Annotated in this window: 23 protein-coding genes; 8 read left to right on the plus strand and 15 right to left on the minus strand. The window is 50.9% G+C overall.

Going from position 1 to position 20,862, the window contains the following annotated elements:
- Positions 1 to 60 precede the first annotated feature (60 nt).
- Positions 61 to 471: a DUF948 domain-containing protein gene (locus ACI1P2_RS25735; protein ID WP_355324832.1), complete on the plus strand. Its 411-nt coding sequence runs from the start codon at positions 61 to 63 to the stop codon at positions 469 to 471.
- A 44-nt stretch (positions 472 to 515) separates the two neighbouring features.
- Here ACI1P2_RS25735 and ACI1P2_RS25740 read toward each other — a convergent pair whose 3' ends face one another.
- Positions 516 to 1,166, minus strand: coding sequence for a helix-turn-helix domain-containing protein (locus tag ACI1P2_RS25740; protein WP_355324835.1), 651 nt, complete (start codon positions 1,164 to 1,166; stop codon positions 516 to 518).
- Positions 1,167 to 1,387: 221 nt separating this feature from the next.
- Here ACI1P2_RS25740 and ACI1P2_RS25745 point away from each other — a divergent pair, with 221 nt between their 5' ends.
- The 6 genes from ACI1P2_RS25745 to ACI1P2_RS25770 all read left to right on the plus strand — a co-directional run bounded on the left by ACI1P2_RS25745 (position 1,388) and on the right by ACI1P2_RS25770 (position 6,518).
- Positions 1,388 to 1,996: a hypothetical protein gene (locus ACI1P2_RS25745; protein ID WP_355324839.1), complete on the plus strand. Its 609-nt coding sequence runs from the start codon at positions 1,388 to 1,390 to the stop codon at positions 1,994 to 1,996.
- A 184-nt stretch (positions 1,997 to 2,180) separates the two neighbouring features.
- A complete protein-coding gene (locus tag ACI1P2_RS25750; RefSeq protein WP_408976350.1) occupies positions 2,181 to 2,564 on the plus strand; it encodes a hypothetical protein in 384 nt (127 codons plus the stop codon).
- Between the two features lie 263 nt (positions 2,565 to 2,827).
- A complete protein-coding gene (locus ACI1P2_RS25755) occupies positions 2,828 to 4,369 on the plus strand; it encodes an FAD-dependent oxidoreductase (protein ID WP_355324845.1) in 1,542 nt (513 codons plus the stop codon).
- Between the two features lie 222 nt (positions 4,370 to 4,591).
- A complete protein-coding gene (locus tag ACI1P2_RS25760; RefSeq protein ID WP_355324847.1) occupies positions 4,592 to 5,266 on the plus strand; it encodes an S-layer homology domain-containing protein in 675 nt (224 codons plus the stop codon).
- Positions 5,267 to 5,447: 181 nt separating this feature from the next.
- The gene (locus ACI1P2_RS25765; protein WP_355324850.1) at positions 5,448 to 5,756 is read left to right on the plus strand and encodes an antibiotic biosynthesis monooxygenase; all 309 of its coding nucleotides are present in this window, start codon (positions 5,448 to 5,450) and stop codon (positions 5,754 to 5,756) included.
- A gap of 42 nt (positions 5,757 to 5,798) precedes the next feature.
- Positions 5,799 to 6,518: a 3-ketoacyl-ACP reductase gene (locus ACI1P2_RS25770; RefSeq protein ID WP_355324853.1), complete on the plus strand. Its 720-nt coding sequence runs from the start codon at positions 5,799 to 5,801 to the stop codon at positions 6,516 to 6,518.
- 99 nt (positions 6,519 to 6,617) lie between these two features.
- Here ACI1P2_RS25770 and ACI1P2_RS25775 read toward each other — a convergent pair whose 3' ends face one another.
- The 6 genes from ACI1P2_RS25775 to ACI1P2_RS25800 all read right to left on the minus strand — a co-directional run bounded on the left by ACI1P2_RS25775 (position 6,618) and on the right by ACI1P2_RS25800 (position 11,882).
- Entirely contained in the window at positions 6,618 to 7,076 is a 459-nt protein-coding gene (locus ACI1P2_RS25775; protein WP_355324856.1) for a hypothetical protein, read from the minus strand.
- 113 nt (positions 7,077 to 7,189) lie between these two features.
- A complete protein-coding gene (locus tag ACI1P2_RS25780; RefSeq protein WP_408976351.1) occupies positions 7,190 to 8,317 on the minus strand; it encodes a nitric oxide synthase oxygenase in 1,128 nt (375 codons plus the stop codon).
- Positions 8,318 to 8,480: 163 nt separating this feature from the next.
- A complete protein-coding gene (locus ACI1P2_RS25785) occupies positions 8,481 to 8,963 on the minus strand; it encodes a Dps family protein (protein ID WP_355324859.1) in 483 nt (160 codons plus the stop codon).
- A gap of 292 nt (positions 8,964 to 9,255) precedes the next feature.
- A complete protein-coding gene (locus ACI1P2_RS25790; RefSeq protein WP_355324862.1) occupies positions 9,256 to 9,678 on the minus strand; it encodes an SRPBCC family protein in 423 nt (140 codons plus the stop codon).
- A 418-nt stretch (positions 9,679 to 10,096) separates the two neighbouring features.
- Positions 10,097 to 11,017, minus strand: a complete 921-nt coding sequence (locus tag ACI1P2_RS25795; protein WP_355324865.1) for an alpha/beta hydrolase family protein — start codon at positions 11,015 to 11,017, stop codon at positions 10,097 to 10,099.
- Positions 11,018 to 11,126: 109 nt separating this feature from the next.
- The gene (locus ACI1P2_RS25800) at positions 11,127 to 11,882 is read right to left on the minus strand and encodes an SDR family oxidoreductase (protein WP_355324867.1); all 756 of its coding nucleotides are present in this window, start codon (positions 11,880 to 11,882) and stop codon (positions 11,127 to 11,129) included.
- A 123-nt stretch (positions 11,883 to 12,005) separates the two neighbouring features.
- Between ACI1P2_RS25800 and ACI1P2_RS25805 the strand changes: the two genes are divergently transcribed.
- Positions 12,006 to 12,479, plus strand: a complete 474-nt coding sequence (locus tag ACI1P2_RS25805) for a MarR family winged helix-turn-helix transcriptional regulator (RefSeq protein WP_355324870.1) — start codon at positions 12,006 to 12,008, stop codon at positions 12,477 to 12,479.
- 72 nt (positions 12,480 to 12,551) lie between these two features.
- Here the strand turns inward: ACI1P2_RS25805 and ACI1P2_RS25810 are convergent, their stop codons facing one another.
- The 8 genes from ACI1P2_RS25810 to ACI1P2_RS25845 form a co-directional block, all read right to left on the minus strand.
- Positions 12,552 to 14,264 carry an adenine deaminase C-terminal domain-containing protein gene (locus ACI1P2_RS25810; RefSeq protein WP_355324873.1) on the minus strand — a complete coding sequence of 571 codons (1,713 nt, stop codon included), beginning with the start codon at positions 14,262 to 14,264 and terminating at the stop codon, positions 12,552 to 12,554.
- 90 nt (positions 14,265 to 14,354) lie between these two features.
- Entirely contained in the window at positions 14,355 to 15,416 is a 1,062-nt protein-coding gene (locus ACI1P2_RS25815) for an ABC transporter ATP-binding protein (protein WP_355324876.1), read from the minus strand.
- A 15-nt stretch (positions 15,417 to 15,431) separates the two neighbouring features.
- Positions 15,432 to 16,220 (minus strand): ABC transporter permease, encoded by a 789-nt coding sequence (locus ACI1P2_RS25820; protein WP_355324879.1) that lies wholly within the window; start codon positions 16,218 to 16,220, stop codon positions 15,432 to 15,434.
- A 6-nt stretch (positions 16,221 to 16,226) separates the two neighbouring features.
- Complete coding sequence (locus tag ACI1P2_RS25825; RefSeq protein WP_355324882.1) at positions 16,227 to 17,048, minus strand: ABC transporter permease; 822 nt, start codon at positions 17,046 to 17,048, stop codon at positions 16,227 to 16,229.
- Positions 17,049 to 17,093: 45 nt separating this feature from the next.
- The gene (locus ACI1P2_RS25830) at positions 17,094 to 18,053 is read right to left on the minus strand and encodes a nucleoside hydrolase (protein WP_355324885.1); all 960 of its coding nucleotides are present in this window, start codon (positions 18,051 to 18,053) and stop codon (positions 17,094 to 17,096) included.
- Positions 18,053 to 19,129, minus strand: coding sequence for an ABC transporter substrate-binding protein (locus tag ACI1P2_RS25835; protein WP_355324888.1), 1,077 nt, complete (start codon positions 19,127 to 19,129; stop codon positions 18,053 to 18,055). Before ACI1P2_RS25835 ends, ACI1P2_RS25830 begins: the two co-directional genes overlap by 1 nt.
- 170 nt (positions 19,130 to 19,299) lie before the next feature.
- A complete protein-coding gene (locus tag ACI1P2_RS25840) occupies positions 19,300 to 19,644 on the minus strand; it encodes a DUF2294 domain-containing protein (RefSeq protein WP_355324891.1) in 345 nt (114 codons plus the stop codon).
- Positions 19,645 to 19,866: 222 nt separating this feature from the next.
- Entirely contained in the window at positions 19,867 to 20,817 is a 951-nt protein-coding gene (locus ACI1P2_RS25845; RefSeq protein ID WP_355324894.1) for a nucleoside hydrolase, read from the minus strand.
- Positions 20,818 to 20,862 lie beyond the last annotated feature (45 nt).

A 20,862-nucleotide genomic window follows, 5' to 3' on the forward strand; every position in this document is an offset into this window, starting at 1 on the left:
AAGATTAGGCATAAAGCCAATGAACTTGTACATACCATGGTAGCAGAAGGAGGATGATGTATGTCGGTTGAATTCAGTGTTTTCCTGATCGCCGTTGCGTTTATCGGGCTTGTCGTCAGCATCATCATACTGCTGCGCAAAGCGATGGCCACCCTGGACGAAGCGAACAAAGCGCTGGCCGAAGCGCGCGAGGCCGTCAGGGATCTAGGCAGCGAGGCGGGCAGCGTGCTCGGGCATGCAAACGATATTGCCGCCCAGGTCAAAGACAAAATCCGGGCCATCGATGCCATTGTCAACTCCGCACAGGATGTCGGCCAAATTCTGCATACCGTTACGGACACTGCCAGAAAAGCCGTCGCCGTGTTGAATCACAGCACCCAGGCAGCGCAGCCCGAATATGTGCCAACCAACAAAATTACGATAAGAAAAACGTCTATTGACGCAACTGCAAAGGAGACAGATCGCGTTTAGCAGTCAGCCTGTTGAGCCTCCCTCAACAGGCATATTTTTTATGTTCATTTGCGGATTTCTTCGTACTTTTCTAAAAAGAACACGTGGCTGCATTTTAGGGTTAGCCTGAAGGTACGGTTTCTACTCCTCTCTTCCCCCTCCAGGAAACAGCTATTTACAGTATCAATATGAACACAGTCACCATCCATATGAGAAAGTTTTGCATATAATTCTGCATCCGTTGCTTTTAGGCTTAATAGCTCGACACTCTCTCCGTCTCTGGAGGCTTGTTCAATATCCTGCCCATGAAATAGTGAAAGAACCACATCCATATTTCTTACTTTGGCCCCATAGACCCTTGTGTAAAGTTCAAAAGAAAATAATCCGTAATTCATAATTTCAACCATTACAATAACGTCGTTCATTATACATTCATTGATCAACCACGCGGTTTCTTTTAAGGTAATTGGCATTGGACTCTTATTATGACTCGCTCCCGTACCCTTTAAGATATAATCAGCGGTTACGCCAAAGTAGTCGGACAAAGCTATTAAAAATTTTGCACTTGGCTGCTTTTTATCGTTCTCCCAATCACTAATGTTTCCAGAGTTCGTACCGATAGCCTTCCCCAGCACGTCCATTGATACCTTTTTCGCTTTTCGTAAAAGGTGAATTCGCTCACCAATTGTATTCAGACTTTCATGCTCAATGCTCATAATTTCAAACCTTTCTTATTTTTACTGTCAAAAGACGGAAATTGTTCTTGATTTCACTGTCATAAGATAGTATGATTGATTATGTAGGCACTTTCTTACTCGCTTTTAATAGTACCAAATGCCATTGCTCTTTGAAAACCTAATTAACAATTGAAAGCGGAACCCGAATTTTCCTATAAATATATGACAATCCAATAAAGGATTCAAGGAGAGGATATACGGTGAGCTTCATAGCACAATACGTGCTCGATTGGTTGAATATTCATGACGAAAGCATTGAAGATGAACGCTTGAGGATTCAGGAGCAAATGGCCAGACATATGGCAAAGCTTATTGAAGGAACGCTTCATGCTGACAGTGGAATTCAGTCTACACTCATTGAACTGGAAGATGCTTATACAAGGCGGCAAGACCTTCACCGTGAGATATTCTTTCGCCGTGGAATGGCGTTCGCTTATTCTCTTGCAATCCAAGGGGAATCGGTGATCAATGGTTCGCCCAAGGAATCTGTTCATCCCCACCTGTTTGAATACGGGCATACAGAGCTTTACAGGCGTGATTTACACCCAACAGAGAAAGAAGCGATCCTCCGGGAACAAATGTGCATCAACCAGCTACATAAGAAGATACATCAAAAGGCAGTAGATAACCGCGCAACACGTTGCATTGGTTTTTTGCATGAAATGGACGGGCTGTACGGCCTGGTTCAGGAAGAGATAAAAGAAATCTACTTTTTGCGCGGTATGCTGCACGGTTACTGTTTATTCTCCTCCTTACTTGCTGAGATTGGAAGCCCCTACCCTACTTCTTTAGTCAAGCATTGTGGTTGAAAGACGACGAAAAGATAGCTATAGCCAAGGGTGTGTGATTTGAATATGTCGTTGTTTAGCTATATATGCGGTGTTATAATGAAGCGAGGTGATATCCTTGGACGAAAAGGTACTTGATATACTCAGTCAAATGCAGACGCAAATGAGCGGGATACAGAATCAAATGTCTCAAATGATTGAGCGAATGGACAGCATTGAGTCTAGAATGGACAGCATTGAGTCTAGAATGGGCAACATGGAGTCTAGAATGGGCAACATGGAGTCTAGAATGGGCAACATGGAGTCTAGAATAGACAGCATAGATTCAAGAATAGACAGCATAGATTCAAGAACAGACAGCATGGAAACAAAAATGGGACGTATGGAAGTTGACATTTCGAGCATTAAAGGAACCGTCAACCGAATTGAAGCGCACCAGCATGATGATCTGATTGCAACGCTGGAACGAATCGACAAGCGAGTCGAACAGATTTCGGAATGGAAAGAAGAAACCGACAATGTTGTTGATCTACTTGTTCAAAGAACAACAAGACTTCAAGCCAAAATGAAACTAAATCCCTCATCCTAACGAGGGATTTTTTTGTTTGGCATTTTTAAATAGGACGGGTGTTCTGGACCGCATTTAGCGGTAGTTTTTCTTACGATACCCTACCCTTTAAGACGGCAAATTGGTGCTGATCGCCAGAGCACCGTTGCCCGAGCTTAAAGGGATTTCTGTGTATAAAGCCTTTCATATTTCGCGCAAACCGCGAATTAAAGGAACCAGAGAGTTTCATCCTGTTAAGAAGTGGTAATCATTAAGAAAGAACCTTTACAGGAGGAACGATTTTAATGAACGAAAACAAGCGAACTTCCACAGAGCTCCCCCCATATTCCGAATCCATTTGGCACGCCACTACTCCGTTACCAGAGTTCCCTCCCCTTGCTGAAGATGTCAGCGTGGATGTCGCCGTTGTCGGCGCCGGGATCTCCGGGTTGACCACCGCGTTTCTGCTGGCCAAGGAAGGCCTGCGGGTAACCGTACTTGAAGCCCGAAAAATCCTGGACGGGACAACCGGAAATACCACTGCCAAAATCACAGCTCAGCATGAACTGATTTACGACAAGCTGATCAGCACCTTCGGCGAAGAGCAGGCCCGGCTTTACTATGAGGCCAATGAAGGAGCGCTCCGCTTCATCAGGGAGCTGGTGCGGGATCACGGCATCGACTGCCAGCTCACAGAAGAAGCGGCGTATGTATACGGCCAAGCCGAGAGCTCACTGCAGACGCTGAAAAAGGAATTCGAAGCCTACGAAAAGCTGCGTATTCCCGGGGAATGGGTGGAACGTATTCCGCTTCCCATCACCACATGCGGGGCAATTCGCCTGAAAGAGCAGGCGCAGTTCCATCCCCTGTCGTACCTTAAATTCATACTTAATGAGCTCGTTCGTATGGGGGTGACCATCTACGAGCATACAACCGTGGCAGAAGTACAGGAAGGCACTCCTATCCGGCTCAGCACCCAGGACCAGCATACCATCACTTGCGACCATCTTGTGGTGGCTACTCATTTTCCGTTCTATGATCCGGGAATGTATTTTGCCCGCCTCCATCCCAGCCGCTCCTATGCCATTGCGATCAAACCGGAGACGACGTACGAGGGCGGTATGTTCATTTCCATGGACGAGCCCAAACGCTCCTTCCGTTCGGTGATGCACAATGACGAGCAATTGGTGATTGTTGGCGGAGGAGGCCACAAGACAGGACAAGGCGGCTGCACGCTCTCCTATTATGAACAGCTGGAGCAATATGCCGGGGGGCTGCTCGGCATCCGCAAAATTTTATTCCGCTGGTCGGCACAGGACCTGATCACGCTGGACAATGTCCCTTATATCGGACAGATTACAGAGGACAAGGAGAACATCTGGGTCGCAACCGGCTTTGCCAAATGGGGCATGACTTCGGGAACACTGGCCGGACAGATGATATCGTCGCAAATTCTTGGCAGAGAGACCCCATATAAAGATGTATTCACACCATCCCGTTTCAAGGGAACTACAAGTGTCACGACACTGGTATCCGAAAATGCCAATGTAGCCAAAGAGCTGATCACTGGCAAAATGAGCCTCGGGAACAAAAATATCGAAGATCTGCAAAAGAACGAAGGAGCCGTAGTGGGCCTCAACGGAAAACGGGCCGGGGCATACAGAGATGAGGAAGACCGCCTGCATGTGGTGGATACCACCTGCACCCATATGGGCTGTGAATTGGAGTGGAACGCCGGCGAGCGCTCCTGGGACTGCCCTTGTCACGGCTCTCGTTTTAACTTTGACGGCAAAGTAATTGAAGGACCCGCCATGAAGGATTTAACTCCTTTAAATCCAGAACAGTAAGCCCAATTCAGCCTGCCCTGATATCACAAGGGTAGTCGCCCTCTGCTCAGGTTGAACAGGTAAATAATGAATACGAAGAAATGCCTGTTGAGAGTTTCTCAACAGGCTGATCGAACCAGCTGGTTCGATGCATTTGTCCAATTTCATGCAACCTTTTCAAATCTCTAGCCGTTTAGGGTAGCAAGAACCTAGTTCTTAACACTATGTTATGAGGTGAATGCAGTGAGAATAATACATAAAATTACAGTATCTGCAACGGCAGCTTTAATTTCTACGGCTTTATTGGGACAAAGCTTTGCTGCTTCAAGCTCCTTTACAGATTTAGACAATATTTCTTCAAAGGACAAAATTATCAGCCTGCAACAAAGAGATATCGTATCAGGGGTCACATCTGAGTTGTTTGCTCCACAGACCACCCTCTCCGCTGCACAAAGCGTTCAACTTATTGTGAATGCGTTTGGACTCAATTTGGATGGCATCAGATTCCTGGTCGAACCTAAAGCTACGAATTATTTTTCAAAAGCCGATGACAATGCATGGTATGCAAATGCGTTGATTACTGCCGGAGCTAACGGGGTTCCGCTCGATAAGGACCTGGATCCCGATGCCCAGATGACACGTGAAGCGTTCACAGCCGAGCTGATTCTGGCGATGGAGGCACATGGGAAGCTGCCATTGATCAAACCGGTTATTGTGGAGATTCGGGATCAGGAGCAACTGAAGGTCGAATATTCCGGCGCTATTCAACGTGGGCTTGCCTATGGTGTCATTAAGCTGGATGCAGACGGCTCGTTCCATCCAAAAAAGAACATTACACGGGCGGAAGCCGCTGAAGAAATTTACAATGCCATAGAATATTTGAAGACTCACCCAGCGGGCGATACGTATGCAAATTGAAGTCCTGAGGGATTTCAAAACTTTCGCTTGTTATGCTTAGATGACTCTTGCGAGATATGTTCAGTTTATTTGCAACAGTCCCTCCCCACCGCTGTTTGTTTTCGCCGGACAGGAATCGTTATAATAGACTTGTCATGTGCATTACCGCTGAAGCGGACCTTACCCGGGGAGGAGAATCACGATGTTCGTTGTGACCAATACGATCAAAGTCAAGGAAGGGGCTGGCCAAGAGCTGGCCAAGCGATTTGCCGAGGGGCAGGGCGTACAGGAAATGCCGGGCTTTGTGCGTCTCGAAGTGTGGCATGGTGTCAATAAGGATCAGGAAGAGCTGAAGGTATGCACCATGTGGGAGAATGAGCAGTCTTTCCGCAATTGGACGTCAAGCGATGCTTTTCGTGCGGCACACCAGGGGCGGGGCAAAAACGAGGCCATTCTTGGCGCTTCCCTGGACACCTATGAGCTAATGGTGCAGGTATCCGCAGAAGAATAACCCATTCATACTAAATCCCTTGTAATCAGGAGGCATATTTTCATGGAACTTAAGAACAAAACTGCGGTCATTACCGGTGCAGGCAAGGGCATCGGCAGAGCGATCGCTGAAGTTTTGGCCAAGGAAGGCGTCAATCTTGGTCTCATCGCGCGAACGGCTGCCGATCTGGAGCAGCTTCAGGCATCATTGGGAGATACATACGGTGTAAAAGTAGCCGGCGCAGCGGCGGACGTATCCGACCGCACGCAGGCTGAAGCGGCTGTAGCTTCGCTCGAGATGGAGCTTGGGGCTATCGATATTCTGATCAATAATGCGGGAACCGCCACCTTCGGTACCGTACTGGATATGGATCCGGAAGAATGGGAGCGCATCGTGCGCGTCAACCTGATGGGCACCTACTACGTGACCCGTGCCTCCCTGCCAAGCATGGTAGCGCAAAGCAGCGGCACCATTATCAACATTTCCTCGACGGCAGGGGAACGGGGAGCAGCCACTACCTCCGCTTACAGCGCATCGAAGTTTGCGGTTCTTGGCTTTACAGAATCGCTGATGCAGGAGGTTCGCAAATCAAACATCCGTGTCACGGCACTGACACCAAGCACTGTAAATACGGAGCTTGCCTCCAGCGCCGGGCTCAAAATCGGTGATGAAGACCGCATGATGCAGCCGGAGGACGTGGCCGAGCTGGTATTGGCCACCCTGAAGCTTCCTCAGCGTGTATTTATTAAAACGGCAGGCATTTGGACAACCAACCCTCAGTAAAAACTCTTTTGCAAACCAAAAGGGAGCGATTCCCGGCCAAATGGACCGGAACCGCTCCCTTTCTTTGATTCAAGGATATATTTTTCTTATATAATGCACTTAAGCCGTAACCGCCCGATCTCGCACCATCTCGCGGTAAGCAAACAGCGATTCGTCAATAATGATGGACATAAATTCTGAATTTGCCTCAGGCAGCAGGTTCAATGCATAATTCCACGCATTTTCTTCAATCCGCAGCGCGGTCAGCCGCTTTACTGACGGATCATCCGTCTCATCCAGAGCCTCCGACAGCGCCCGCAGCTCAGGATCATCCGCATGGCCGATTTCATGAGCGAGCACGACGGCAAAGTATTCTTCAGCCTGCTCCAAACTACCGAACATCTGCATGCACTGTGCCTGAATAATATCAGTATACATAGTGATAGTGTGGGTATTCATACTGTACTTGCCTCCTACCATACGCCCGCCGGGAAATTTCTTCTCCAGCCGGACGCTCACGCCGATATCCGCCCGCCGCAGCAGCTCTTCAATGCAGTGCTCCAATTGCTTTGTCTTCAATTCTGCTCGTGTCCCCCATAAATCAATCTATATCATCTGTTCTATTAATACGTGATCATAACATAATATGCTGCAGCAGCGTATATGCAAAACAGTTTATTTAGAAAAAAATCTTAATGGAACGGACAGCCGCCGGTGCCCGGACGGGACGCATACTTCTTCTCCTGGGCAAAAAAATTAGGCTTTACCACCCTGCTTTCATAAGAGCTGTGGAAAATATGGGTGGCGGCTGGTGAAAGGGGCGGAATCAGCCAGGTCCAATCCCCTGTCAGCTCCCGGCCAGCTTTCCGTTCCCGTTCCTCGAACAGCTTGAATTGAGCAGCCGCTGTGTGATGATCGACGATGCTCACCCCATCCCGTCGGAACGAATGCAGAACTGCCGCATTAAGCTCAATAAGAGCGCGGTCTTTCCAGAGCGTCGTTTCACTGGAGCGGTCAAGCCCCATCAGCTCCGCTACTGCGGGCAGCTTGTTATAACGGAACGTATCCGCAAAATTGCGCGCGCCAATCTCCGTTCCCATATACCAGCCGTTGAACGGAGCCGCCGTATAGCGGATGCCGCCGATGCTCAGCATCATGTCGGCAATAATGGGCACTGCGTACCAGCGCAGGCCCAGCCCAGCGAAGCCCTCGATATCCGGATGATCGATATCAACCTGCTTCACAATCTCCTCCGGGATCGGAAACAGCATAGGGGCCTGACCGTCCGCCTCGATCACCAGCGGGAGAACGTCAAAATCGCTCCCCTGGGACTCCCAGCCCAGCCGCTGGCACAGCTTCGTCAATTGAAGAGAGATTGGATCACCGACAATCCTATGCTCCGTCTCATACCCTGCATAACGGATCAGCTGGTGGTTCCATATTCTGATGTCCGGTTTGTCCGGCTGTGAGGGTCTGTACACCGTCAAGGTAGGAACAATCTTCCCGCCGTTCGTGGCCGTCTCAATATGACGGAACAGCGACTCCGCAATAATGGCGGCTCCGGTAATGTGGCGTTCATCCCTGATACGCAGCTTGTCCCAGAACAGCCGGCCAATGCAGCGGTTGCTGTTCCGCCAGGCCATGCGGGCTCCGTGCTCCAACTCGGCAAAGGTATGCTCATAGGTTCCTGTGAGCTCAATTTCCCTTTTTACATCAAGAAACCGGGCCCCCGCTTCCTCGCGGCTCAGACCCAGCTCCTTATAACATTTATATATAAAATGCTCCGCTTCCTGCAGAAGCACCGTATTTTCCGTTTGCACTATCCAGCTCCCCTGTTCCGTGCCGTGGGGCCGCACAGGCCCCTCCAGCTTAATAACCTTCATTATACGCCCCGGAACAGGGAGAACCAATGGAATGAGGCTTTTATTCACGCGATCTACACATCCGTGACAATGCCTTCCATCCCTGTTAGACGAAATACTGTTATTTGCCCAGAAAAGCGTTCAGCATCCAGATATGCTTGTCCACCGCTTCCCGCATACCGTTCAGTATATCTGCCGTCGAAGCATCGCCGGCCGCTTCTGCAGCCTCCATACCTTGGGCCAAATCGGTGGTCACCAGCTTCAGGTCGCTGACTACTGTCTCTACCATCTCCTCGGCATTTGGCTGTCCTTCAGCCTCACGCACAATGGACAGCTGCAAATGCTCTGCCATTGTGGCTGCCGGACGGCCGCCGATCGCAAGCAGGCGCTCTGCTATTGTATCCATATGCTCGGCCGCCTCATTGTACAGCTCTTCAAACTTTGCATGCAATCTAAAGAAATGAGCTCCTTTTACGTACCAGTGAAAATGATGCAGCTTCGTATAAAAGACGGACCATGTAGCCACCTGGCGGTTTAACGCCTCATAAAGATGGGTTGCAGCCTCATTGGCTGTATTCGTATTTGCATTTTTTAATGTGGTCATATTGCTTACCCCTTCCCGGAAATATTTGTTCGCTTGCTTATGTTCTTATCTTTGCCGAAACCTATGCTGCATTCTTCAAATTTCAACAAATTAGAATTTAGACTTAATCTAAATCCTGTTTTAATTATAGCATGGTGGGTTTCAATTGAACAGTCATGATGGGGAAGATTTGCATGAAGATTGGATGAACACGGAGTATTTGCAGATAGAAAAACGCCACCCTTCAGAAAACCTAAAAACTCTGATGGGTGGCACATAAAGTTCATTAGCATCCATTTGATTTGCCGTTCTTTCAGCTCTCGCAATATTTTTTGAAATTATCCAAAAATGCCTGCCAGCCTGCTTGCTGCATTTCAATGGGGTTTTCGCTTTCTGCCTCGAAAACCTCAGTTACCCTCGTCTCGCTCCCTTGACTGCTGAAAGTAATGGCTACTTTTCTTCCATCTCCAAGTGTGTAAGCAATAAATTCATGGGGTCTCACTTCATCATATACTCCGCCAAAATCAAAGCCAAAACTTCCGTCCTTCGCTTCCATTCGTGTAAGGAAGGCTCCGCCAGCTCTTAAGTCATTTTCAGCCTTGGGCGCATGCCAATCTTCTGCAGCAAAAGACCACTTTGTGATATGCTGCGGCTCGGTCCAATACGACCATACTTTTTCCATCGGTGCATCAACTGTAGTTTCTACCGTGATGCTTGCTTTCTGATCTGCTGTCATGGTTCATTATCAACTCCTTAGTTGAATTCATGTGTGGCACGAAGATAATAGCACATACGTTCTTGTTTTGGAAGTGAAATGTTATTCATCTCCCACCGATACTTCATGAAGGAAGTTTTCTCAACTTATAGTTAAAAAATTTGGGAGATAACGGGAGGGTAGTTTAATGCTGACTGTCCTTTATTATTCGTATTTTAGAAAAATAACATACATAATGTTTCAGGGGTAAAGCGCATCTGACGCCAAGCTTGTAATCAAGGAGATGTCGCATTTATGCTGTGACAGATTGTGAACAAGACCAGCTCCCTACAAATTTTGGGCCAAAGTCTTTCGCATCCCTGGACGGTATTAAAAAAGCGGACACCTTATGAGCGTCCGCCAAAAGAGCAGTTGTTTAAAAAGATGCCTCCGTCACCCCTTACTTAGACTCTATGCGGCCCAGCGGGTTGGCGCTCTCTTCCAGAGCCGCGCGGGCTTCTGGCCAGCTCGAAGCGTCGAGGCCAAGCGCAGTGCGAAGATAAGCCCACGTGACACGCTGAATCAGGGCCACCCGTTCGGGGCTCTCGTCCGTTGTTTCCTTGACCTCGTAGCCAGAGATTCCGCCAAGCATGTGCTCTGCCCCGAAGAGGGTGAGCAGATCCTTGCTGCCCGGGCTAAGGAAGTACGGGTCGGTGAACCAGTCCGGCCCCCGGGTGGACAATTGGGACTGGTCATGGTCCCCCGCAACCACGAGGGTCGGCGTAGTCATCTCCGCGAAGGCCGGATTCATAAATGGAAAGTGCTCGGCTGCGAACGGAGACAGGTCAGCTCCGCCCTTGCCAGTCGTGGCAAGCAGCACGCCCGCCTTGATCCGTGAGTCGGACATGTCCTCTCCCGGTTCGCCGTTGGTATCGAGGACTCGCGCGCCGAGCAGCATGCCCACCGTCTGACCCCCGAAGGAGTGTCCGGCGGCGGCGATGCGGCTTCGATCGAGGCGCCCGCTGAGACCGGGAACAGAAGCTTCAATGAGATCGAGCTGGTCGAGGATGTGCTTCATGTCCTCGACCCGGAAACGCCAGATCAATGGTGTACGCGGATCTTCCGGAGCAAGGCTCAGTCTTCTTGAGTCGAGATGTGTGGGCTGAATGACCACGAAGCCGTGGGCAGCCCAGAAATCAACCAACGGGGCGTAGCCGTCCAGCGACCAGCCAAAGCCGTGCGAGAAAATAATAATAGGCAATTCGCTCCCAGTCACGGGCGCAGATACTCGTACTTGCAGTTCCTCACCACGGCCCGGGGCGGACAGCACGACCGGTTTCACTGAAATGACTTGAGTGGGTGCACTAACTTTGAGTTCCATATTATATCTTTCCCTTCCATAACAACATATTTTTTAGAGAGATTGGCCCAACCGTTCTGTACTTCATTTCCAATCTGCGATCCCTCAGGATCATGCACTCGAGACTGCATCACCACGGAATTGGGCCGTTCTCGCCCGAGAACGTGCCTGTCGGTCCGTCCGGGCCGAGGAGTGTGAGGCGCACGGGCTCGCGTGCAGCCTGTTGCACGGTGAGCGTGCCCGCGAAATTGTTGAGAGCCGTCGCAGCGAAGCCCGGGCTTACAGCGTTAACCTTTATGCCCGTCGACTCCAGTTCGATCGCCATGGCAAGTGTCATGGCGTTGAGCGCCGTTTTGGACGCAGGGTAGACGGGGCCGTAAATCGAGCGCCAAGGGAAGTCCGGGGCCGCGTTCATCGTCAGCGAGCCAGCGCCGCTCGACACGTTGACGATACGGGCTGCCGGGGCCTCACGTAGAAGCGGAAGCATCGCTTGGGTAACGGCAACGACGCCGAACACGTTGGTCTCGAACACCGTACGCAATTCATCGAGGGACACGTTGCTCGGCATGGTCGACTTAGCGTACTCCTCGACGGACATGCCCGGCGGCCGACTCGTATGCGAGATGGCCGCGTTGTTGACGAGCACATCAAGACGGCCGAGCTCGCTGCGGATGCGCTCTGCCGCGGCGGTGATGGAAGCCTGATTCGTGACGTCAAGCTGGAGGGCGCGGGCATCTGCTCCGACGCTCTTCACGGCCGTCTCCCCATGCTCGAGATTACGCGACCCGACAAGCACAGTGAAGCCGTGCTCCGCGAGATCCTTTGCGATTTGAAGGCCGATTCCTTTGTTGGCCCCGGTGACCAGGGCGACGGGTTTATCCTGCATAGACACAGTCTCCTTTTTGGTATCGATATGTAGCCAAATATAGCTCTGAATCAAGTTGACACGTCAACCTAAATCCACTGTAACATATTGAAGTTGATGCGTCAACCATGTTATGATGTTGCTATGGATAAAAACGAATTGAACGCAGAAGAAATGCGAATATGGCATACGTGGAAAGGCTCCTTTCAGAGCATCTTCGGTCGCGTAATCAAAGAGATGTCCGAGCACACAGGACTATCAGAGGGTGATTATGGGGTACTGGATCGGTTAGACCTTTTGGGGGACGGCAGCCTTCGCCAGCAGGAATTGGCCGACTCGATGGGCTGGGATAAGAGCCGATTGTCACACCATCTGACACGGATGGAAAAACGCGAACTTGTGATGAGGAAACCATTAGACACGGATCGTGGTGTTCAAGTCATCATCACTTCCACTGGAAAATTGGCATTGGCTGAGGCCCGCCCCATCGTCTCCCAGGCAATACGCAAACATTTCCTTGATCGATTAACCGATCAAGACATTGAGTTGATTATGAAGCTGGGGGAAAGAACCAAAGCAGGATCTTCAACGTCTTGCAAAACGGATAGTGAATCTTAAAGAGAAAAGCAGCTCCATCCCCGGATGAGGATGAAGCTGCTTTTCTCTTTTTATCATATCCATTTTTCCATGTTATTTTTCTACCAGCAGTGGCACAACTCGGCCCCCATTCACGTCAATCAGCCCATGATCGGTAATTTTGAAAGCAGGACTTACGGGCAGAGAGTGTGTGCTCAGCGACATTATAGGGTTGTAATGGCGATAACCCAGTGACAGCATGGCCGAGCGAAGCTCTTTAACCTTGACAGCCACGATGTCAAGCGGCTCCTCCGTCAGAATACCGCCGACAGTGAGGGGCAGATGAGCTAAAATCTTGCCGTCATGCACAACGCAGAAGCCGCCCTGCCCTGCAATAACGGTGTTGGCCGCCAGCACCATGTCCTGTGGATTATGTCCGACCACGAGCAGGTTATGATTATCGTGCGAATACGTTGTTGCTACCGCTCCGCGTTTGATGGTGTCTCCACCGATCAAGCCGTACGCACGGTTCCCGTTTTTGCCATACCGTTCAAATGTGGCAATCAGGCCGTATTCCCCTTCTTCCCACTGCAGCAGGCCGTCACGTACCACAGCCGGGGCAATATGCTCTTCGGTAAACGTGGAGCCATCCTTAACGATCATCACGCGGCAATCATGCACCCCGTCTTCCTCGTCAATACCGACTTTGAAGTCTTCTTCCTCCAGCAGCGGGAGCTGCACACTGTGATAAAAATGCTGCGGAAAGTAACCGGACGCCAGCTTGCTTGCTTGTTCTTCATACCGGTCAAACACCTTGAGCCCGCTCTTGTACACCTGATCCGGCTCAAAGCTCTGCAAATCGGACAGCAGCACGAAGTCGGCAATTTTGCCCGGAGAGATGGTCCCGCGGTCATTCATGCGCATCCGCGCAGCAGGTGTAAAGGTCGCCGCATAGATGGCATGCTCAGGCTGCATGCCCATCTCTACCGCCTTGCGTACGATATGATTGAGATGCCCCCGCTCCACAAAGGAATCCGGCATCACATCATCGGTCACAAAACAGAAATGCTGGGCCACATCTTCACGAATCAAATATTCCATAACCTCGGGGGTCATCGATTTTTCCTGAATTTCAATAAACATGCCTGCGGCGATCCGGGCTGTCATGCCTTCGATGCTCTGATGGGTGTGATCGGAGCCGATGCCGGCATAAATCAGGCGATGCAGATCGAGGTCAAGCAGCTTTGGCGTATGGCCTTCAATGATCAGGTCCGGATAATGCTCGCGGACATGGTTCAGAATCCGGTTGGTTTTGCTGTCCGGATCACGGATCACATCTACATAGTTCATAATTTCGCCAAGACAGATCATCTCTCCGGTCTGGAGGAGCTGATCAATTTCCGGTATATCGATTTCCCCGCCGGACGTTTCCATCGGTGTCGCCGGTACGGAGCTGGGAATGGCATAAAACATATCCGCCACACATTCCCGGCTCGCCTCCATCATCTTTTGGATCCCTTCAAGACCGAACACATTGGCCATTTCATGGGGCTCCGGAACAATCGTTGTCACACCATTGCGGATCAGCCCGTCCGAGAAGGCGGCGGGTGTAACCATCGAGCTCTCAATATGAAGATGAATGTCAATCAGGCCGGGAATCATATATCTGCCGCCGCCCTCGACAATCTCATCGGCATGAAACGTATCCAGTCCGCGGCTGCCAATGTACATGAATTGTCCGTTCAGCACCGCCACGTTCCCTGTTTCAAATCGTTTGTAAAAGCTATTATAGACTTGCACTTGTAAAATCAGCTTATCTGCACGCATAAGGTATCTCCTTCTCAGTTCGCCGTTCTTGCTGCTGCGTACCTTCGGCTGAAACCGGAGGCGCAAACGCCGGACCGTCACGATCGCTCATTAATGAACGAGCACCATTTTGTCTTGGGGAAAATGCAGAATGACCCGTTGACCGCTCGGGTAAGGCACATCCGTCTCCTGGTTGGCGGTGAAGAGACCCTGCTCGGTCTCAACAACGTATTGATAGCTTCTTCCGAGATAGGTGCTCACTTTAATGATGCCTGGAATCTCATTGGGCAAGCTCTCCCCCATGTTCTCCCGGATGATGATATCGTCGGGACGGATCGCACCCATCCGCGCGCCCGGCTGGGCAGTTCCCGGATTGCGGGAAAGCAGGAAAGGTCTGCCCCCTGAAGTCAGTGTAAGCTGCCCCTCATCCTCTACGATTCTCTCGTCAAATTGAAGGAAGTTGTTGAAACCTATAAACCGGGCCACATACTCCGTTGACGGATACTTGAAAATGGCCGAAGGAGCATCAAGCTGCTCGATCGTTCCCTTGTTCATAATAGCCACCTGATCGGATATCGAAAAACACTCCTCCTGGTCATGGGACACGTAGACTGTCGTAATGCCTAGTTCCTGCTGAATGCGGCGGATTTCCACACGCATGTTCACCCGCAGATTGGCGTCCAGATTGCTGAGCGGTTCGTCAAACAGCAGCAAATCCGGCTCAATGACAAGCGCCCGCGCAATGGCGACACGCTGCCGCTGGCCCCCCGACAGCTCTCCGGGGAAACGCTTCTCAAATCCGCCAAGGCTGACCGTGTCCAGCATGTTCATGACCCGCCGCTTGACTTCGTCCTCCTTCACCTTGCGCAGCCGCAGCCCGAACGCCACATTGTCATAAACGGACAGATGCGGGAACAAGGCATAGCTTTGAAACACGAAGCCAAAGTTGCGTTTGTTGACCGGAACACGGGTGTAGTCCTTTCCACCGAACAGGAACTTGCCTTCCTTCGCTTCGAGAAAACCGGCGATCAGGCGGAGTGTCGTCGTTTTGCCGCAGCCGCTTGGGCCGAGCAGCGACAGCAGCTGTCCCTTTTCGAGCTGCAGGTCAAAATCCTTCAAAATATACGTATTGTTGTAGGCCACGGATACGCGGTCCAATGTTAGCAGTGCCATAACCTGAAGCCCCCATTACCTTTTAGTGAAATAAGACAAGCCCATGAGCCGCTCAAGCAAGAACATCAATACCCCGGTCAAAATCATCAACAGCACCGAGATGGCGGCGATCGTCGGATCAAAATAGTTCTCTACATACGTCAGCATCTGGATCGGAAGCGTGCTGAAGCCCGGACCTGTCATGAATACCGAGATGTCGACGTTATTGAAGGATTCCAGAAAAGCGATCAGAACCGCAGCAATAATGCCTGAACGGATATTCGGCAGCACCACCTGAAAGAAGGTCTGCAGTCTGCCTGCACCAAGGCTCAGCGCCGCCTCTTCGACAGCGAAATCGAAATTCGATAAACTCGATGCGATTACACGGATTACAAACGGCAGCATAATGACGGTGTGTCCGATCAGCAGCCCCGCCATGACGGGAAGATGATAGACAACGATCAGATATCGCAGCAGCGTAAAGCCGAGCACAATGCCAGGAATCAGCACCGGGGACAGAAATACCGCATTCAGCAAGCCTTTGCCCCGGAAGGAAAAACGGCTTAGCGCATATGCGGCCGGCACACCCAGCAGCAAAGCCAGAATATTGCCTGCCAGTGAGATGATCATGGACGTCCAGAATGAGGACATGAACATACCCACCTCAAAAATATTCCGGTACCAGCGCAACGAAAGGCTTTCCGGCGGAAATTTCAGCACGGTCCCGGGTTCAAATGAAGTGGCGGAAATGATCAGAAGCGGGCCCAGCAAAAAGATGAAGACCAGCAGACTGAACAAGCCCAGCCCGAAATGTTTCTCCCGCATATCCACCTACCCCTTCGGATTGAGTTTGACCGCCGTTTTGTTCAACAGACCAACCACAATAAATGTAATGACGATCATAATTGTTGCGATAACCGATGCAAGAAACCAGTCGTTCAGCGTCATTGCGTTCTGGTACAGGAAGGTCGCAATGACCCGTTGCTTGCCTCCAAGCAGCGCAGGCGTCGTATATGCGGTCAGGCTTCCTACGAACACCAGCACACAGCCGATAATCAGCCCCGGCACCGCAAGCGGAAATACGATTCTGCGGAAGGCGCCAAAGCGCGACGCCCCCAGACTCTGAGCGGCCTTGACCAAATCGTTGTCAATGTTCTCCAGCACGCCAACCAGCGATATAATCATCAGTGGCAGGAAAAGATGCACGAGACCGATGATCATGGCGACAGGTGTATACAGAATTTCAAGCGGCTTGTCCACGATTCCAAGTCCCGTAAGCGTCTCATTCACCAGGCCCTTGCGTCCGAGGATCACCATCCAGCTGAAGGAACGCACCACCGGGCTGGTCAGCAGCGGAAAGATGGCCAGCGCAAGCAAGATGCCTTTCTTCCGCGGCGCTTTTTGCGAAATATAATAGGCTGTCGGGAAACCGAGCAGCACACACAGCAGCGTAGTTACAACGCTAACCTGCAGTGTTGTCAGAAGTATTTTCAGGAAATAAGGGTCCTTAAAAAAATGCAGATAGCCTTCCAGCGTGAAGGAGCCTTCCTGAACAAAGGTCGATCCAATCGTCAGCACGATTGGAATGACCATAAACACTGTCAGGAAGAGCAGACCCGGCAGCAGCAGCCAATACAGGTATGTTCTCTTCATGTGCAACTCCTTGCAGCGGGTCAATTCTCTTAACCCAAAATTGGTTTATGCTCCCCCTGACCCGGCAGGGGACATCGCCGTCTTGCCGACCTCCCTGACGAACAGATCCAGAAATGCCGTGCTGTCCACCTCTTCGCACACCGCCATGTTTGGCGTCTGCCCCAGCCTGTTCTGGACATCGCCTACCGTCTGCCCGTCGCATAAACGGCTTGAGGTTTCGATGTCCACATACAGGGAAGAAGTCTGTACAAGACCCGAATCTATCGCAACGCCAACAGCAAGCGGATCATGCAGCGCGCACGCCCGGACGCCGTACCGTGCTTCGTACCTTTTCGTATAATCAGCGGTGCTTTCCGCAACGAAAGCCTGCAGCTGCGGATCAGCCAAGTTCGCCACATGCTCAGCCTTAAGCAGCGCCTTGCGTGTGACGTCCAGCCCAACCTGAACCAGTCTGCCAAAACCGGCATGAAACACGATGCGGGCTGCCTCCGGATCTGCATACATATTGTACTCGGCTACAGGTGTCACATTCCCGGGGCCGTGAATCACCCCGCCCATAAAAATAACTTCTTTGACAAATCGTGGAAGCTCAGGACACTTCAACAAAGCGTGCGCCAGATTGGTCAATGGGCCGGTACAGACCAGTGTAAGCTCGCCCGGATGACTTTTCGCAAGGTTAATCATGATGTCAGGTGCAAATCCAGCGGAGGGTGCGGTACGCGGAGCCTGATTTTTCAATGCCCCGCCCATACCGTCCTCACCATGAACTCTCTTCTCGTCGTAATGATTCCGGACCAAGGGCGCATCCGCGCCCTTATACACCGGAATATCCGGACGATTGAGCAGATCCATGATCTTGCATGTATTCAAGGTTGCCTGCTCCAGCGATACGTTGCCGCACACCGTTGTAATAGCCTGAATATCCAGACGCCCGCTTTTAACAGCGAGCACTATGCCTAATGCATCATCAATACCCGTGTCTACATCCAGGATCACTTTTTTCATTATTGAGCAACTTCCCTATTCCAGCGGTCTGTCCATGCTTTGATATTTTCATTAACAAAGGACATGTCCAGCTTGACGAGCTTTTCAACAACATCGGCACCGTAAGTAATGCCTTCCGTGTCAGCTCCGCTCAGCACAACCTCTGTATTGACCGGAGAGTCCACCTTCGCCTTGGCGGATGCCTCTTGTACTTCCTTGCTCAGAATCCAGTTAATGAATTCCTCGGACAGCTCCTTCTGATCGCTTCCTTTAACAATGTTCACGGTATTCATAACCGCATAAGCTCCCTCGGAAGGGGCTACAAATTTAGCGTCAGGAACAGCTGCCTTGAGGTCTTTAAAGTACATTTCCATAATAGGCCCGCCGGCAATTTCCTCCTGGCTGAACATGTTGACGAACTCGGAGGTCTGGCTGTAGAATTTGACGATATTCGGGCTCACTTCCGCCAGCTTCGCGAAAGCAGCATCCTCATTAAATTCCTTGTTGCCAGCTACCTTGGAGGCCATGTCCACAGCCATCGGCCCTGTGGTTGACGTAATATTAGGCAGGGTCAGGTTATTGGCAAACTTGGGCCCCCACAGATCCGCCCAGGACGTGATGTCGCCGGATACCATGCTTGGATTGTATGCAATGCCGAGGCGGCCGATGGTGTAAGCCGGACCGTATTCTTCGCCAAGCGGCGCTTTTGCAATATCATAAATTTTATCGACATTCGGGATCTTCGAACGGTCGATCGTGTCGAACAGCCCTTCCTGAATTCCTTGCTGTGCATAGTAATCAGACAGGAATACCACATCGACATCGGAGCTGCCTTGACGGATTTTGTTCAGACGCTCGGCGTTATTGCCGGTATCCACAACGATCTCGACATTATGCTCTTTTTCAAACGGCGCATACACTTCAGATTTAAAGAAATCTTCGGAAAAGCCCCAGGTGGAGATGACCAGCTTTTGCTTCCCGCCTTGTGCGGAACCGCCTCCTTCGGCATTTCCGCTGGTGCTGGCGCTGCTCCCGCAGCCTGCCAGCAATGCGGATGCAAGTGTCACGGTGATGAGACCGCCAAACCATTTTTTCATACCTTGTTTCCCCCCAAATATAATAACTGCTTATAGATAGAAAAAAGAAAAGTATTCTTGAATGACCAAGAACACTTTTCTTCGTAAACAAAGATAAGCGCTACCCGCTAAAAGTTAAACAGGTTCTCCCCTCAGATAGATCCGAGGCGACAAGCCGACTATGCAGTTATTCAGGATGACTTGAGCATGATATTGGTAACAGCCCATTGGGTCCCTGTATCATAATCACGGAGCAGGACCTCGATATCAAGCCCTAATTCTTCTTCCAGCTTCTCGCGAAGTCTCTTCTTATAGAGCAAGGACATACGGAAATCCACTTCCAGCTTCAAGCCGGGGGCTTCCCCTTCCAAGGCTTCAGACCGCGGAGAACGCCGATGCTTCGCAACGAGGGTAATCAGATTGTCGTCAACGGTTGCCCGCAACAGCGTGGTGCCGAATCCGAACAAATCCTTCGAAATATCATTGTAAATCCGGTATAAGCGTTTCTTACTCTCATTACTGTCCAGCAGCTTCATGAACCCACCCTCATCAAGGACTACCGTACATTTACAACACCAACAACTTGAATTATACATAAACTTTCGTGAAATGGCAACCCGCGGCACGACAAATGTAACTTTTCTGCGTGAAAGACGAACAATATGTCGAAAATTGATGAACTGGGTCCTGCTTTTCACATTCAACAAGGGACAAAAGAAGCAACTCCCTGTTGTTTCCAGCCCCCTTGGGCCGCAGGACTAATAGCGCTGTGGAGCCGCTTTTTTCGCAAGGCTAGTCATATAGTCAAAGAAAGCCTCAGGCTCAGTGTCGTACACCAGCTGAACCGGACGGCCGCCTTCCACAGCAACTGTTCTGCCCTGGCTTGGCCCGTCGGGGATCACCGTGCAGTTGACTGTTTTCTTGCGCACCAAATCAGGTCGGCCGACAGAAGCTGTCGTCAGCACATCCCACAGATAATAGGTGGAATTGGTCTCGCTGTAAACGAGCGGTGGGCACCCTGCGTAGCAATTCCCGAGGAAATCGACGCCTTCGTAGCGGCGTTCCGACGCCCAGCGTCTGCGCACAGCAGGAGTGAGCGGCACCTTGTTCGTGCTCTCCAGCGCGACCAGATCGATTTCGAGCCCGCTCTGCCATACACGCAGCGCAGCTTCCGGATCCCAGAACACATTCCATTCTGCAGTACCGTCATGCTCCGGCTCCTCAACGTTGCCTCTTTCGAAGGTTCCCCCCATCCAGACGAGCTTCTCGATTTTATCCTCGATATCAGGCGCCTCATCCAGGGCACGCGCCAAGTCAGTCAGCGGTCCGGTAAAAAGCAGCACGGTCTTCCCTTCCGTCTCACGAACCTTTTCGATCAGATGGCGATGAGCGGGAAGCGTGGACAGCGGTGCATCCATGCGGCCCGACTCATTCAGTACCGGCAGGGCGTCAACATAGAACGAATGGATACGCCAGGCAGCCGGGAAAGGGTTTTTACCGCGGGAGTTGGATTTGGCCACTTCGATGGTCCCGTCTCCGAAACGGTCGATAATTTTGCGGCTGGCGTCCGTGGCCGGCTCCAAATAACCGTCCGCCGGAATGACGGAAACGCCTGTCAGGCGCACATCCTCCATTTGCAGCAGCATAAACAATGAAACGAGATCGTCTACGCCCCCGTCATGGTTGAAATATACGTTTTTCAGCGTCATATGTAATTCTCTTCCTTCCTTCGCGCAAATATGCAAGTCAGAACC

This window comes from Paenibacillus jiangxiensis (assembly GCF_046098255.1).
GTDB classification, from domain to species: Bacteria; Bacillota; Bacilli; order Paenibacillales; family Paenibacillaceae; genus Paenibacillus; species Paenibacillus jiagnxiensis.

Bases quoted from the DNA above. Each gene is read 5' to 3' on its own strand.
- ACI1P2_RS25765 (WP_355324850.1), top strand. From the start codon at position 5,448: ATGTTCGTTGTGACCAATACGATCAAAGTCAAGGAAGGGGCTGGCCAA.
- ACI1P2_RS25785 (WP_355324859.1), bottom strand. From the start codon at position 8,963: ATGACCACATTAAAAAATGCAAATACGAATACAGCCAATGAGGCTGCA.
- ACI1P2_RS25835 (WP_355324888.1), bottom strand. From the start codon at position 19,129: ATGAAAAAATGGTTTGGCGGTCTCATCACCGTGACACTTGCATCCGCA.
- ACI1P2_RS25830 (WP_355324885.1), bottom strand. From the start codon at position 18,053: ATGAAAAAAGTGATCCTGGATGTAGACACGGGTATTGATGATGCATTA.
- ACI1P2_RS25810 (WP_355324873.1), bottom strand. From the start codon at position 14,264: ATGCGTGCAGATAAGCTGATTTTACAAGTGCAAGTCTATAATAGCTTT.
- ACI1P2_RS25840 (WP_355324891.1), bottom strand. From the start codon at position 19,644: ATGAAGCTGCTGGACAGTAATGAGAGTAAGAAACGCTTATACCGGATT.
- ACI1P2_RS25735 (WP_355324832.1), top strand. From the start codon at position 61: ATGTCGGTTGAATTCAGTGTTTTCCTGATCGCCGTTGCGTTTATCGGG.
- ACI1P2_RS25815 (WP_355324876.1), bottom strand. From the start codon at position 15,416: ATGGCACTGCTAACATTGGACCGCGTATCCGTGGCCTACAACAATACG.
- ACI1P2_RS25805 (WP_355324870.1), top strand. From the start codon at position 12,006: ATGGATAAAAACGAATTGAACGCAGAAGAAATGCGAATATGGCATACG.
- ACI1P2_RS25820 (WP_355324879.1), bottom strand. From the start codon at position 16,220: ATGCGGGAGAAACATTTCGGGCTGGGCTTGTTCAGTCTGCTGGTCTTC.
- ACI1P2_RS25845 (WP_355324894.1), bottom strand. From the start codon at position 20,817: ATGACGCTGAAAAACGTATATTTCAACCATGACGGGGGCGTAGACGAT.
- ACI1P2_RS25795 (WP_355324865.1), bottom strand. From the start codon at position 11,017: ATGGAACTCAAAGTTAGTGCACCCACTCAAGTCATTTCAGTGAAACCG.
- ACI1P2_RS25800 (WP_355324867.1), bottom strand. From the start codon at position 11,882: ATGCAGGATAAACCCGTCGCCCTGGTCACCGGGGCCAACAAAGGAATC.
- ACI1P2_RS25825 (WP_355324882.1), bottom strand. From the start codon at position 17,048: ATGAAGAGAACATACCTGTATTGGCTGCTGCTGCCGGGTCTGCTCTTC.
- ACI1P2_RS25750 (WP_408976350.1), top strand. From the start codon at position 2,181: ATGGACAGCATTGAGTCTAGAATGGACAGCATTGAGTCTAGAATGGGC.
- ACI1P2_RS25755 (WP_355324845.1), top strand. From the start codon at position 2,828: ATGAACGAAAACAAGCGAACTTCCACAGAGCTCCCCCCATATTCCGAA.
- ACI1P2_RS25740 (WP_355324835.1), bottom strand. From the start codon at position 1,166: ATGAGCATTGAGCATGAAAGTCTGAATACAATTGGTGAGCGAATTCAC.
- ACI1P2_RS25790 (WP_355324862.1), bottom strand. From the start codon at position 9,678: ATGACAGCAGATCAGAAAGCAAGCATCACGGTAGAAACTACAGTTGAT.
- ACI1P2_RS25770 (WP_355324853.1), top strand. From the start codon at position 5,799: ATGGAACTTAAGAACAAAACTGCGGTCATTACCGGTGCAGGCAAGGGC.